Consider the following 12,232-nt stretch of genomic DNA (forward strand, 5'->3'; position numbering starts at 1 on the left):
CATGAGCAACGCCCAGCCCGCACGCATCGCCGCCATCGTGCACGACGGCAACGGTGAGCCCGATGAGCTGCTGGCGGCTTTCGCTACCCGCCAGCTCGCAGCCGGCCACCGCGTCCGCGGGCTGGTGCACCTGCCTCATGCGCCAACAGCCACGGGCAAGCGCATGGTGCTGATGGACGTAACCGATCCGCAGTCCCGCTACCCCATCAGCCAGGCGCTGGGCGCGGCTGCCTGTGGTTGCAATCTCGATCCGCGTGGCATTGCCGATGCCAGTGTCGTACTACGTCGCGCCGCGCAGGAACCGGCGGCGCTGGCGATTGCCAATCGGTTCGGCACGCTCGAGTCGCAAGGCGGCGGCATGGCCGACGAACTGTTGGCGCTGATGCTGGCCGGCATCCCGCTGCTCACCGCAGTGAAGCTTCCCTATCTGGAAGCCTGGCGCGCGTTCACCGGTGGCATGGCGGTTGAGCTTCCCGCCACCGACGCGGCCCTGCAGCACTGGTGGGATGGCTGCCGCCAGCAAGATCAGGAGGCGATATGAAACGTCGCGCCCTGTTGCAGGCCTTCGCGCTGGCTCCGCTGCTGTTTGCAGGAAGCCGACTATTGGCAATGCCCGCACAACGCGTGCTGCGCCTCGGCGAACCCAAAGGCCCGCCGCAGCGCGTGTTTGCTGCGGGCGCCCCAGCAGCGGTGCTGGTTGCAGCGATCGCGCCGCAGCGATTACTGGGCTGGCCCATGCGGGTTTCGCCAAGCGCGCTGGCGCTGCTGCCCACGGCACTCCGCGGCCTGCCGATGGTTGGCCGTCTTGCCGGACGCGGCAGCACCGTCAGCCTGGAACGCCTGCTTGAGCTGCAGCCGGATCTGGTGCTGGATGCTGGTGATTTCGACGCAAGCTATCGCGACTCCGCCGAGCGTGTGGGGCAGCAGACCGGAATTCCAGTCGAGCTGGTTGCAGGACGCTTGCCCGATCATCCTGCACAGCTGCGCCATGTCGGCAAGCTGCTTGGTATGGCCGCACGTGGCGAGGCGCTGGCGCTGGCAGCGGAAGCACAGCTGGCGTTGGTGCGCGAGGTGCTTGCCACCCGCCCTGCCGCCTCGCGTCCGACTGTCTACTACGGGCGCGGCAGCGATGGGCTGGAAAGTGGCCTGTCCGGTTCGATCAACACCGAGGTCATCGAGTTCTGCGGTGGCCGCAATGTTGCTGCCGCCGCTGGCAAAGGGGGGCTGGCACGTGTCTCGCTGGAGCAGCTGCTGGCCTGGGACCCGGACGTGATCCTTACCCAGGACGCTGAATTTGCCGCAAGCGCGGCGCGGGACACACGTTGGCGCAGCCTGCGTGCGGTGCGCGAAGGGCGCTTGCACTGCGCACCGTCACTACCGTTCGGTTGGCTGGATGGCCCGCCCGGCGTCAATCGCCTGCTCGGCTTGCCGTGGTTGCTGTCGCGGCTGCATCCCGGTGCATCGCCGGCGCTTGCACCGGCAGCACTGCGCACGCGCATCAACGCGCTGCATCAACTGCTTTGGGATCAGCCGCTACCAGCGGACATCGCGCGCAGCCTGGATGGGCGCCAATGACGGCGCGCCCGATGCCACGCTGGGCGTGGCATGTCGGTGGCTGGATGCTGCTGGCGGCAATGATCCTGTTGGCATTCTCGGTTGGCCAGTTCCCTGTATCGCCGACACGCGTGGTGCAGGCGATAGGCTGGCAGCTGTTTGGCATTGGCGAGCCCAGTCCACCCGCTGTGCATGCGGCGCTATGGAACATCCGCCTGCCGCGCGTGATCGCGGCGGTGCTGATTGGTGCGGTGCTGTCCGCTGCCGGGGCGGCGTATCAGGCGATGTTCCGCAACCCTCTGGTCTCACCCGACATTCTTGGTGTCTCCGCGGGTGCCGGGCTCGGTGCGTCACTGGCATTGTTCCTCGGCCTGCCATTGTTGCTGGTGCAGGGCTTCGCCTTCGCCGGCGGGCTGGCAGCGGTCGGCCTGGTCTGTCTGGTGGCAGCGCTGGTGCGTCGGCATGAACCGATACTGGTACTGGTGCTGGCCGGCGTTGCGGTGTCGGCACTGTTGGGCGCCGGCATTTCGCTATTGAAGCTGCTTGCAGACCCTTACACCCAGCTTCCTTCAATCACGTTCTGGCTGCTCGGCGGATTGAATGCCGTTGTGCTTGATGATCTGCGCGTCACCGCACCGCTGCTGCTGGTCGGGTTGTTACCGCTGCTGTTGCTGCGCTGGCGCATCAACCTGCTCAGCCTCGGTGATGAGGAGGCCAGCGCACTGGGAGTGGCCGTCACACCGCTACGCTGGACGCTGATTGCCGCGGCAACACTATGCACAGCGGCTGCTGTGTCACTGGCCGGCATCATCGGCTGGGTCGGGCTGGTGGTGCCACACATCGCGCGCTTGCTGGTAGGCGCCGACTTCCGTCGGCTGTTGCCGGCCAGCCTGCTGCTGGGTGCCAGCTTCCTGCTCGCCGCCGACACACTGGCGCGGACCTTGGCTCCGATAGAACTGCCGCTCGGTATTCTCACTGCGTTCGTCGGTGTTCCGTGTTTCCTCCTGGTGCTGGCACGTAGCGAGAGCCGGGCATGAGCATGGGCGATATTCTCCTGCAGGCACGCGGGCTGACGGTAGGCCATCGCCAGCAGCCCCTGGGCGAGCCTTCGGACCTGCACCTTCATGCGGGCGAAGTACTGTGCCTGCTCGGGCCCAATGGCTGCGGCAAGACCACGCTGTTCCGCACGCTGCTTGGCCTGCTCCCCGCCTTTTCTGGCGAGATTGCGGTGCAGGGGCAGCCGCTGCATCAGCTCAGCCGCAACCACCGGGCCCGGCAGTTGGCGTACGTTCCACAGTCGGCGCCGTTCGCCTTTGCCTGGCGGGTGCTGGAAGTCGTTGCCATGGGCCGCGCGGCCCATCTCGGCTTGTTGGCCACGCCCACGCGTGCGGACGAAGCAATTGCCCTTGACTGCTTGGATCAGCTCGGCATCGCCGTATTGGCGCAACGCGTGGTCAGCACCCTCAGTGGCGGTGAACGCCAACTGGTGTTGATAGCGCGCGCACTCGCGCAGCGTGCACGGATCCTGATCATGGATGAACCTACCGCCAGCCTCGATTTCGGCAACCAGCTGCGCATTCTTGACACCGTGCGCAGCCTCGCCGATCGCGGCATCGGCGTGTTGCTGTCCACACACCAACCGCAGCATGCGCTGCAGGTGGCAGACCGCATTGCCTTGATGGCCAACGGAAGCCTGCACGCGCTCGGCCCCGCCCGCGAGGTCGCCACACCCGAACGATTGGCGCAGCTCTACAACGTCGATGCCTCGCGCATAGCCATTGCCCTTCCTGACCTGCAGTCACTGTCCTGATGACCACACTTCCAGCCCCCATCGATCACATGGCCCGCTACCGCCAGCACCTGCTGGCTTGCGGCTTCCAGGCCAAGCCCGCCAGCGCGTGGGATGCGCGTGCGGCGCAGTCCAGTTGGAAGCGTCGGCACGACGACTACAGCGAGGCATTCCTGGCGCGGCTCGACCTGAGTGGCGTCAACAGCGTGCTGGATGTTGGTTGCGGGCCCGGCCTGCTCAGTTTGCCAATCGCCGCGCAGGTGCAACAGGTCCATGCCCTGGACTACAGCCAGGGCATGCTTGATGGCCTGCATGCCGCCATCCGCGCCCAACAGGTCGACAACATCGAGCCACACCATCTGTCATGGGAGGACGACTGGAGCAAGCTGCCCGTCTGCGATGTCGCCATCGCCTCGCGTTCACTGATGGTCCCTGAGCTGGAACGGGCGCTGATGAAACTCGACGCGCACGCAGCGCAGCGCGTCTACGTGAGCTGTACCACGCAGCCGCGTACTGGCGTCCTGGAGCTTGCGGCGCTGCTGGGTCGGCAATGGATTCCCATGCCGGACCATCGCTATGTGATGGAGCTGCTTTGGGACATGGGACGGGAGCCCCGGCTCGACTATCTGCCGGTGTCGGCACTGGACCAGACACAGACTGCCGACGATCTGGTCCGCCAGGCGGAACAGTTGTTCGGCGAGCTGCAGATGAACGAGCGCAGCAGGATCGCGGAGTGGCACGGGCATTCGCCCCTGAATCGGCTTGGATTGGCACCCACCAGGCGTTGGGCCTTCATCTCCTGGGAAACCACTGCCCAAGCTAGCTGAGGTGGTGCATGGCGCTGATGGCCCAGGTCGGCGAGACCGGTCCTTGGCACCGTTCAAGCTGCATCAGCTGCGGTGCGCCCAGCCCTGGAAGGCGGCTGGGCAGGCGCTGCCGCCCATCCATCAACCCGACATTGGCGCCAACCCCCTGATATCTGGGACAATTGCCGCCGGCCGGACGCTCCCGGCCCGCTACAGCATGGACCCGCATCGAGGCGGTCATCGCTCTGCTGTCCATTCACGGCTTGCCGCCGCTCTTCCCGGATCGTCATTTGAACGCCATCGATACCCCTGTTGACACTGCCCTGCCCTTGGCGGATCGTCTGCGCGACGCGCTGGATCTGCTGGAGACCATCGACGCGGATCGCGGCGTACTCGATGCGCTGCCTGAAGCCGACCGTGTACGCCTGCACCAGGTCGTTGCCAGGATCTTCCACCCCGAACCCAAGGCACGCCGGCAGATGCTCAAGAAGCAGGCCCGTGAGCGCCACCAGGAAAAGGTGCGCAAGTCCGAGGCGCTGCTTGAACAGACCGGCATCCGCGCCCTGCGCCGCAAGCCGGTCTTCAGCACCCCGAACTACTTCCCACCGCATGCAGCCGGGTTGCACGATGCCAGCAATGGTGAAGGTGCCGCGCTAGCGGAAGAGCCGGTGCATTCGCCCGAGCTGCGCCACTGCTACGTGTGCAAGCAGAAGTTCACCCAGCTGCATCACTTCTACGACCAGATGTGCCCGGCCTGCGCCGATCTGAATTACATCAAGCGCACCGAGACCGCCGATCTGCGTGGGCGCGTGGCGTTGCTGACCGGTGGCCGCGTCAAGATCGGCTACCAGGCCGGCCTGAAGCTGCTGCGTGCCGGCGCCGAGCTGATCGTGACCACGCGCTTCCCGCGCGACTCGGCCGCCCGCTATGCCGAAGAACCCGACTTCGCCGTGTGGGGCCACCGCCTGCAGGTGTACGGGCTGGACCTGCGCCACACGCCCAGCGTCGAAGCCTTCTGCAGCGAGCTGTTGGCCACGCGCACGCGCTTGGACTTCATCATCAACAACGCTTGCCAGACCGTGCGTCGTCCGCCGCAGTTCTATGCGCACATGATGGCCGGCGAAACCGCTGCCGTGCAGAGCCTGCCGGAAACCATCCGCAAGCTGATCGGCAATTACGAAGGCCTGCGCAGCGCCGACCTGCTCCCCGTCGCGGCAGCCGCACTGCCATCGCCGCAAGCTGTCGGTACTGACGGTTTGACCCGTGCTGCCGAGTTATCGCAGGTGCCGCTGCTGGCTGACGAACTATTGGGCCAGCGCCATCTATTCCCCGATGGCCGCCTGGACCAGGACCTGCAGCAGGTGGACCTGCGCGACAGCAATTCCTGGCGCCTGCGCATGGCCGAGGTGCCGTCGGTGGAGCTGTTGGAAACCCAGCTGGTCAATGCCATTGCACCGTTCATCATCAACGCACGCCTGAAGCCGCTGATGCTGGCCACGCCAGAGCGCGACAAGCACATCGTCAACGTGTCGGCGATGGAAGGCCAGTTCTACCGCAACTTCAAAACCACCCGCCATCCGCATACCAACATGGCCAAGGCCGCGTTGAACATGATGACGCGCACCTCGGCGGCCGATTACCAGAACGACGGCATCCACATGAACAGCGTGGATACCGGCTGGGTCACCGACGAGGATCCGGCAGGTCTGGCCGCCCGCAAGGTGCAGGAAGAGCGCTTCCACCCGCCGTTGGACATCGTTGACGGCGCCGCCCGCATCGTCGACCCGATCATTCACGGCTTCAACACCGGCGAACACGTCTGGGGGCAGTTCCTGAAGGACTATGCGCCTACTGATTGGTGAGGTGTAGCAATACATTCCGTGTTGAATCACCAGTGTCGGAACAAGCAGGCTCCGATTCTGGAGTGGCCTTGGAAACCATCGATACAGCTCCTGTTCGATCGTGGCCAGGCGCTATTTCGGTTGCGAATTCATGACCTTCTTAATGGGTCTGAGTCTGAGTAGCGCGGATGGTGCCTCCACGCATGAAACTGCGTCGGAGACACGCCAGTGGACAAGCGGAGCAGCGACCAAAGGGTCTCTATCACGCTCCCTGTCCAGGCAGGCCCTTGACTACCCGTTTATCGAACGCTTTGATTGCTCATTGCACGATGCGGCTGGCCGCAAAGCAAAGCCAAGGGTGATGGTTACGTGCAAATGGCTGTTCGGTTGGGACTCGTTCGGCACATTGCTCGGCCACGTAATCTCGAATCGCGCTGGCACCAAACCAAAATGCCAATGCAAGCGGTACTCCGATAGAAGCTCCCAATGCGCAAGCGAGCCATTCCCGGGTGATCAGCATTACCGTGAACAAAATCACCCACAGCACCACGGTCGCGGTCGCGATGGCTACAACTGTATGGTAGAGACCGACGTACGGAGCCATCCTGTCCCGCGCGGCTTCACCTCCGAATACCACCCAAGCCGCAATGATTGGCCCCAGTAGACCAGCCCAGAACCCTAGTTGCTCATGGATCGGGGGGACCCTTTGACATTCGATCTGCTTCCTTCAGATTCAGATGGTCCGCGACTATAAAGCGGAGAATCTACCCAGTAATGGGGAATGTTCCGGAATCACGTCAAACTTGCATCCGCCGCTTGCACATCCACCCATCTTACAAGGAACTTGCCGAAGCATTCGGCGTGCATTGGGGAAATCTCGAACTCGCATGCCGTGGAACGAAATTTGGCGTGTCGCATCTGGCACAAACGGGCACCTGCCATGCGGCGCCAGGGGCAGTCGACAGCAGCCTCGTCTGACCATAGGATTGCGCCACGACATGGGGGTCTTCGATGAACATAGGGAATGCTGCGGGCATGCTGTTCGCGCTGATGTTCTTGTCCGGCTGCGACTTTCTTGATCGCACGCAAGGGCAAAACAAGCAGGAAGATAACGGTGCTGCGGATGCCGCCGAACCGCTTTCCCGCGATGCAGCTACCGACGCGGCGCCGGAGAGCACCACTTTGGCACCCGCCACAGCAAGTCCGGGGAGTCCAGTAGCCGATAGCGCAACACCCGCAGCGGAAAGCCGCCTTGTTCCGTTCGAACCCCGTCCTTCTGCCGCTCAGCCGTCAGGCCCTGCCACCTGCGAAATGCCGGGCTTGTCAGCCAAATTCACCGTCTACGCCGCCGGTGCCTATTCCGGCCGCAAACTGGACTATCAGATTGACCAAAGCGGCCACGAAGCGACCCAGATCGATGTCGCCGTGAACGAGACCAGCAGCCCCGTTGTGTTGATGCTCGGCGCTTACGAGCCCACTGTCTGGAATATTGGCTGGTCACCACAGACGCGTATCGTCGGTGTGTTGGTCAGCGGCTATCACAGGCAAACCATTGCCGGCTTGCCAGCATCGGTGCCGCGCCTGAACAGCAGCTACGAAAACAAAGGCGCGTGTGGCTATTTTTATCTAAGCGAGAGCAGGCTTGATCAGGTCAACCCGATCGCGCGACGGCTGTTTGGTCAGCCGGTGGCGCGGGCATTCATCGCCAACAACGGCTTAGTTACCGTAGGCACGGCCAACGGCACAGGGATGGTGACCGACGCCAGTCAGCCACCAGACCAGTTTCGTAACCGCAGCGTGCCGCTGGCGGGCGAAGCCGGCTTGCGCGATGCCGTTGCCAAGGGCTTGCTGCGTGAAGCGCGGTCCAGTGACGCGCAGGAATGGCAGGTCGCCTACGACGCCGCAAACAAAAAAGATGTCCCGCCCGTATCGGGTGCGAGCGACAACCGGCGTACCCGGTCTTATCTGCATAACGGCTACGTCGTGCTGAAAGCGATGCAGATTCCTGCCGGGCTGTACGGTGCCCACTCGGCTACCTTCATCGTGCCCTACGGTGTTCCGCGCCCCACCGGCAACCCAGGTCATTCAACACTGCTGGACTACAACACGATGACCTGCGCGGGGGCAAGTTGCGGGATGGAGTAAGAGCCGTACCGGAGTATTTCATGGAACGAGAACGCCAGGAACCAACATTCGGCAAGGCCGATCTGAGCGAAGTGGAAATCCGTCCGCGGCACCGGCATGGGGCGCGAACCGCCGTCAATTCCCTGCCTTCGGACGAGCACAGGTTCTGGGTACGGGCGATCATTCTGGTCGTCGCAGCCGTCCTGATCGCCATGGGTTTGATCGAGTGGAATGCAAGACGACAAGTGGCTGCGTTGGAGCGCGTACTGACGCCCACGCCAGAGCAGCAGGCGACAATTGAAACCGAATTGAAGCAACTCGAACGGCAGATGGCAGCCGCAGACGGCGTTGGCGTGGCGGAAGCTGCTCGGCTGCGACAGCTACTGTGGGAACAATCCCGGCCTGCCCCACTTCGCGCTGGGCAACGCTGCATCCAAGGGCGTCGACTGGAACGAATCGAAGGCGGATGGCGCGACCTTCCCAAGGAACCCTGCTGACGGGGGCCTCACGCGCAGGCTCGACGTTGCGGGTAGGATCACAGCCTATGAAGTCTCTTCTTGAACGCAACCTGGTGCTGCCACGCGAGTTCTATCGTCGGCATCCAACGGTCGTGGCGCCGGAGCTGCTGAACAAGATCCTGCTAAGTGACGACGGCCGCTGCGCACGCATCGTTGAAGTGGAGGCCTATGCCGGCAGCGAAGATCCCGCGGCTCACTCGTTCCGCGGCAAGACCGCGCGCAACGCGACGATGTTCGGCCCTCCTGGGCATCTGTACGTCTACTTCACCTATGGCATGCACTGGGGAAGCAATGCAGTCTGCGGTGAAGTCGGTGAAGGTGTTGGCGTGCTGCTCAGGGCAGCGCAACCCTTGAGCAGGTTGGATCTCATGTATCTGGCAAGGTCTGCTGCAAAGCGCCCCATCGATCTCGCCAACGGCCCCGGTAAACTTTCCCAGGCATTCGACATCAACCGCGCGCATGACGGCGCGGACTTGGTCAGCGGTGATCGCGGCATCCGGATTGTGTCCGATGGCACACCTCCCCCTGCTGCACCGGTGATAGGTCCTCGTGTTGGGATATCCAAAGCAGTGGACCTGCCATGGCGCTGGTCCGTACCGGATCAGCCGTATACCTCCAGAAGATAGCAGAAGGCCACGACTGCCGGCCTGCGGGGGAAACGAACCCTTGCGCTTCCGAACGTAGTGCAACGCTAGCGCTGGGCAGCATCATCAGCGCCACTTTCCATGACAACTTCTCTATGCGCGCTGCGGCGCTGCATTGGCAATGGACTCAGGGAGCGAGCCGATGTTCTCGGGAGCCAGTACAGCATTCATCCCGGCGTATGGAACACATCCGCATGCAAATCGCCTGGCCGCAGGCCATTGGTCTTTGTTATCCGCATAACTGCTTCAACCATTCCCGGTGGCCCGGCGCAATAAGCTTTCCAACCATCAAGATCCCCCAGGTCTTCGGCAACAGCGTCTGTTACCAACCCGGTCCGCCAAGTGCTTTGCTCGGACGCCTCGGATAGCACGGGCGTGAATGTCAGGTTCGAATGCTGCCGGGTCAAACTCTGGAAGTGCTCAACGAGGTATAGATCTCTGCTGCTTCTGGCGCCGAAGTAAACATGTATTGGCTGGCGCATACCACGCGCGATTGCAGCCTCAACGATGCAAGTGATGGGTGCAAGACCCGAGCCGCCGGCGATGCACAACATTGGACCGGCGTGCTGTTCGCGCAGGAACGAAGACCCAAATGGACCTTCAACAAGCACCTGGGCACCGGCCTGCAGCTGCGCATGGATGGGCTCAGTCACTGTCCCGCCGGGTACTCGACGAAGGTGGAACTCCAGTACTTGGCTACCTGACGGGCTGGCAATAGAGTAATCACGGCTTGGCAGGCCCGGGAACGTAAGTCGAACATACTGGCCGGCAGCAAAGCTCAGCGGCTCGCCTTCATCGTTGACGACCTGGATACGATTGATGTCGTGCGTAACTGCCTCGACCAGCGTCACCTTGCAGTTCAGACGGCGGAGCGGATAAAGAACTACCTGATCGTCATCAAGCCAGCTGACGACGCCATCGGTTGTCGGAATGGCGCGACACGCCAGAACCAATCCTTGGGCTTTTTCTTCCTGCGTCAGCGCAAAACGGCTGTGTTCTAGACATTCGACTTCCCCGCTGACGAGACGGGTTTTACAGGACCCACAGCGCCCCGTACGACATCCGTGCGGATAGGCGATTCCATCGGCGAGTGCTGCATCCAGAATCGTGACGCCTGCCGGTACTGCAATGATCGCGCCGGTCTGCAGAATTTCAACATGGTTCGTCATGGCGACTACTCAGGCAATATTGGAGAGACCGAGCGCCTCGACCAGACCAGGTTTCTGCGAGGCGAACGTACCGTAGAAGATCTGCTCATCGACCAAGGTGATCGGCGCGATGCGCACACCGGTACGAGCTTTCGCCTCGTCACTGATGGCAGGGTCAGTCAGGTCGCGCTCTTCAAACGCTACTCCTGCTCGGTTGAGCCAATCCTTCAGCATCCGGCAGTCAGGGCAAGTAGGTGTTGTGTAGACGATTACATGCGGGTTGGAAGCGTTGCTCATGACGACGTCCTCATCGTTGTTGTGATGTCCTTTCAATCCGTACGTCGGGTTGAAATAGAGGCTGGAGCGCTTGGCCTGCGGCAGGTGTTTCGGACCAATGGACTTCGTTCCGTAGCCGCGCAGAACACTGTGCGCAATCCATGGTTTCTTTGTGTTGGCGCGAAGTCTAAAGATTGCCGCCATTGGAAGGTCAAGGGGCTCCAGCAATCTTTCTGCGGCACGCACGAACAAGGCTCAAGCTCCACGATGGTCGCCTGCCCGGCGACATCACGAGCAACGCGTTCTGCCCTGGCGGAAGCTCAGCTATCCATGCGGTCGCTGCCGCGACCGCGGGTGCCACTGAAAGCACCATCTGGAATCAAGCCTATGCCTCTTCGCGCCCGGCTTCGGTCTGCAACCATGACAGAAACGCGGCGATGGCCGGTTTCTCATCCGCCCCGGGAAGGGTCACGGCGTAGTAAGCAAACTCGGTGGGCCATGGCTGATCCAAGGCGACCACCAATCGGCCGCTGGCGACTTCCGCCTGCACGTACACGTCACGTACCAGAGCAATCCCCTGCCCCGCCTCGGCGGCGCGGATCAACAACACATCATCATCGAACGCGACGCCTCGTTCGATACGGGGATCGTCCGCCACACCCAGTGCCTTGTACCAAAGTCTCCAATCGCTGCGATCGGAGTCCTGCAGAAGTGGGTACTTGAGGCAATCGATTGGCTTTCGGATCGCTTTGCCCTTGGCCAGCAAACCAGGGCTCCCTACCGGCAGAAACACCGGCGAAGCAAGGTGACGCGAGACCAGGCCCGGGTACTCACCCAAGCCGTGACGAATCGCTATATCGATGCGGTCACGGCGCAGATCAACCAAGGCCGATGAAGCTTCAACGCGCACCTCGATATCCGGATGCTTTTCGGTGAAGCGGCCCAGTCGAGGCACCAACCAGGACGCGGCAAAACCGGGCACCGTGCTGATCGTCAGTGTCTGCCGCCCGTTGATCGCCTCCAGCAGCGCCATGCTGTCCTGGATAGTGTCGAAGGCGCGAAGCAAGGCCGGATACACCTGCGCGCCTGCTGGACTGAGCGCGACGCCATGCCGATTGCGGGCAAACAACGTGACGCCGGTACGCGCACTCAACAGTTTCAGCTGCTGGCTCACGGCACCCGGCGTAACCCCCATGACCTCGGCAGCTGCCTTGAGGCTGCCGTGACGACCGGTCTCCACGAATGCGCGCAAGGCCAACAACGGTAGGACAGCACCCATTGGTTCAATTTCCCGATCTTTCGCGTTTGGAAGTGATGCGTATCTGCTGAGCTTGTGCCCTTCAAGTCGGACCAGCATGGATCATTTCGTCAAATGAGAAAAGCTGAATTTATCAATGCCCGGCTGTCGGCGATCTGCGGCATGAATGACAAGGACTGATCACCATGTGCATTCCGCTAGTAAATCCAACACTAAACCCACTGAGAGGCGTGAGGATAGCGCATCCCTTTTCCCGCGATCGCGTCGAGGCCGG

The 12,232-nt window shown here is 62.5% G+C and carries 13 protein-coding genes; 9 read left to right on the top strand and 4 right to left on the bottom strand.

Annotation, left to right across the window (positions count from 1 at the left end; all coding sequences use genetic code 11):
* Window position 1 precedes the first annotated feature (1 nt).
* The 6 genes from AC1VXC_RS03905 (at window position 2) to AC1VXC_RS03930 (ending at window position 6,011) form a co-directional block, all read left to right on the top strand.
* Window positions 2-541: a DUF2478 domain-containing protein gene (locus tag AC1VXC_RS03905; RefSeq protein WP_481538078.1), complete on the top strand. Its 540-nt coding sequence runs from the start codon at window positions 2-4 to the stop codon at window positions 539-541.
* Window positions 538-1,575 carry an ABC transporter substrate-binding protein gene (locus tag AC1VXC_RS03910; protein ID WP_481538079.1) on the top strand — a complete coding sequence of 346 codons (1,038 nt, stop codon included), beginning with the start codon at window positions 538-540 and terminating at the stop codon, window positions 1,573-1,575. The genes AC1VXC_RS03905 and AC1VXC_RS03910 overlap by 4 nt, the downstream gene beginning before the upstream one ends.
* Entirely contained in the window at window positions 1,572-2,591 is a 1,020-nt protein-coding gene (locus AC1VXC_RS03915) for a FecCD family ABC transporter permease (protein WP_481538080.1), read from the top strand. The genes AC1VXC_RS03910 and AC1VXC_RS03915 overlap by 4 nt, the downstream gene beginning before the upstream one ends.
* Entirely contained in the window at window positions 2,588-3,364 is a 777-nt protein-coding gene (locus tag AC1VXC_RS03920; protein WP_481538081.1) for an ABC transporter ATP-binding protein, read from the top strand. Before AC1VXC_RS03915 ends, AC1VXC_RS03920 begins: the two co-directional genes overlap by 4 nt.
* On the top strand, window positions 3,364-4,170 hold the full coding sequence (locus tag AC1VXC_RS03925; protein WP_481527550.1) for a class I SAM-dependent methyltransferase: 807 nt from the start codon (window positions 3,364-3,366) through the stop codon (window positions 4,168-4,170). Before AC1VXC_RS03920 ends, AC1VXC_RS03925 begins: the two co-directional genes overlap by 1 nt.
* A gap of 269 nt (window positions 4,171-4,439) precedes the next feature.
* Entirely contained in the window at window positions 4,440-6,011 is a 1,572-nt protein-coding gene (locus AC1VXC_RS03930; protein ID WP_481538082.1) for an SDR family NAD(P)-dependent oxidoreductase, read from the top strand.
* A gap of 298 nt (window positions 6,012-6,309) precedes the next feature.
* Here the strand turns inward: AC1VXC_RS03930 and AC1VXC_RS03935 are convergent, their stop codons facing one another.
* On the bottom strand, window positions 6,310-6,594 hold the full coding sequence (locus tag AC1VXC_RS03935; protein WP_481538083.1) for a hypothetical protein: 285 nt from the start codon (window positions 6,592-6,594) through the stop codon (window positions 6,310-6,312).
* Window positions 6,595-7,025: 431 nt separating this feature from the next.
* Between AC1VXC_RS03935 and AC1VXC_RS03940 the strand changes: the two genes are divergently transcribed.
* Genes AC1VXC_RS03940 through AC1VXC_RS03950 form a run of 3 tightly spaced genes read left to right on the top strand, consistent with a single transcriptional unit; the run spans window position 7,026 to window position 9,258 of the window.
* Window positions 7,026-8,135 carry a hypothetical protein gene (locus tag AC1VXC_RS03940; RefSeq protein WP_481538084.1) on the top strand — a complete coding sequence of 370 codons (1,110 nt, stop codon included), beginning with the start codon at window positions 7,026-7,028 and terminating at the stop codon, window positions 8,133-8,135.
* A 20-nt stretch (window positions 8,136-8,155) separates the two neighbouring features.
* On the top strand, window positions 8,156-8,611 hold the full coding sequence (locus AC1VXC_RS03945) for a hypothetical protein (RefSeq protein ID WP_481538085.1): 456 nt from the start codon (window positions 8,156-8,158) through the stop codon (window positions 8,609-8,611).
* Window positions 8,612-8,658: 47 nt separating this feature from the next.
* Window positions 8,659-9,258, top strand: a complete 600-nt coding sequence (locus AC1VXC_RS03950) for a DNA-3-methyladenine glycosylase (protein ID WP_481538086.1) — start codon at window positions 8,659-8,661, stop codon at window positions 9,256-9,258.
* A 185-nt stretch (window positions 9,259-9,443) separates the two neighbouring features.
* Here the strand turns inward: AC1VXC_RS03950 and AC1VXC_RS03955 are convergent, their stop codons facing one another.
* The 3 genes from AC1VXC_RS03955 to AC1VXC_RS03965 all read right to left on the bottom strand — a co-directional run bounded on the left by AC1VXC_RS03955 (window position 9,444) and on the right by AC1VXC_RS03965 (window position 12,057).
* Window positions 9,444-10,445 carry a 2Fe-2S iron-sulfur cluster-binding protein gene (locus tag AC1VXC_RS03955; RefSeq protein WP_481538087.1) on the bottom strand — a complete coding sequence of 334 codons (1,002 nt, stop codon included), beginning with the start codon at window positions 10,443-10,445 and terminating at the stop codon, window positions 9,444-9,446.
* A 9-nt stretch (window positions 10,446-10,454) separates the two neighbouring features.
* Window positions 10,455-10,946, bottom strand: coding sequence for a glutaredoxin family protein (locus AC1VXC_RS03960; RefSeq protein WP_481538108.1), 492 nt, complete (start codon window positions 10,944-10,946; stop codon window positions 10,455-10,457).
* 139 nt (window positions 10,947-11,085) lie between these two features.
* Entirely contained in the window at window positions 11,086-12,057 is a 972-nt protein-coding gene (locus tag AC1VXC_RS03965) for a LysR substrate-binding domain-containing protein (RefSeq protein ID WP_481538088.1), read from the bottom strand.
* Window positions 12,058-12,232: the final 175 nt, after the last annotated feature.

Source organism: Stenotrophomonas sp. STEN033, assembly GCF_056856655.1.

Bases quoted from the DNA above. Each gene is read 5' to 3' on its own strand.
- AC1VXC_RS03910 (WP_481538079.1), top strand. From the start codon at position 538: ATGAAACGTCGCGCCCTGTTGCAGGCCTTCGCGCTGGCTCCGCTGCTG.
- AC1VXC_RS03955 (WP_481538087.1), bottom strand. From the start codon at position 10,445: ATGACGAACCATGTTGAAATTCTGCAGACCGGCGCGATCATTGCAGTA.
- AC1VXC_RS03935 (WP_481538083.1), bottom strand. From the start codon at position 6,594: ATGGCTCCGTACGTCGGTCTCTACCATACAGTTGTAGCCATCGCGACC.
- AC1VXC_RS03905 (WP_481538078.1), top strand. From the start codon at position 2: ATGAGCAACGCCCAGCCCGCACGCATCGCCGCCATCGTGCACGACGGC.
- AC1VXC_RS03950 (WP_481538086.1), top strand. From the start codon at position 8,659: ATGAAGTCTCTTCTTGAACGCAACCTGGTGCTGCCACGCGAGTTCTAT.
- AC1VXC_RS03940 (WP_481538084.1), top strand. From the start codon at position 7,026: ATGCTGTTCGCGCTGATGTTCTTGTCCGGCTGCGACTTTCTTGATCGC.
- AC1VXC_RS03965 (WP_481538088.1), bottom strand. From the start codon at position 12,057: ATGCTGGTCCGACTTGAAGGGCACAAGCTCAGCAGATACGCATCACTT.
- AC1VXC_RS03920 (WP_481538081.1), top strand. From the start codon at position 2,588: ATGAGCATGGGCGATATTCTCCTGCAGGCACGCGGGCTGACGGTAGGC.
- AC1VXC_RS03945 (WP_481538085.1), top strand. From the start codon at position 8,156: ATGGAACGAGAACGCCAGGAACCAACATTCGGCAAGGCCGATCTGAGC.
- AC1VXC_RS03925 (WP_481527550.1), top strand. From the start codon at position 3,364: ATGACCACACTTCCAGCCCCCATCGATCACATGGCCCGCTACCGCCAG.
- AC1VXC_RS03915 (WP_481538080.1), top strand. From the start codon at position 1,572: ATGACGGCGCGCCCGATGCCACGCTGGGCGTGGCATGTCGGTGGCTGG.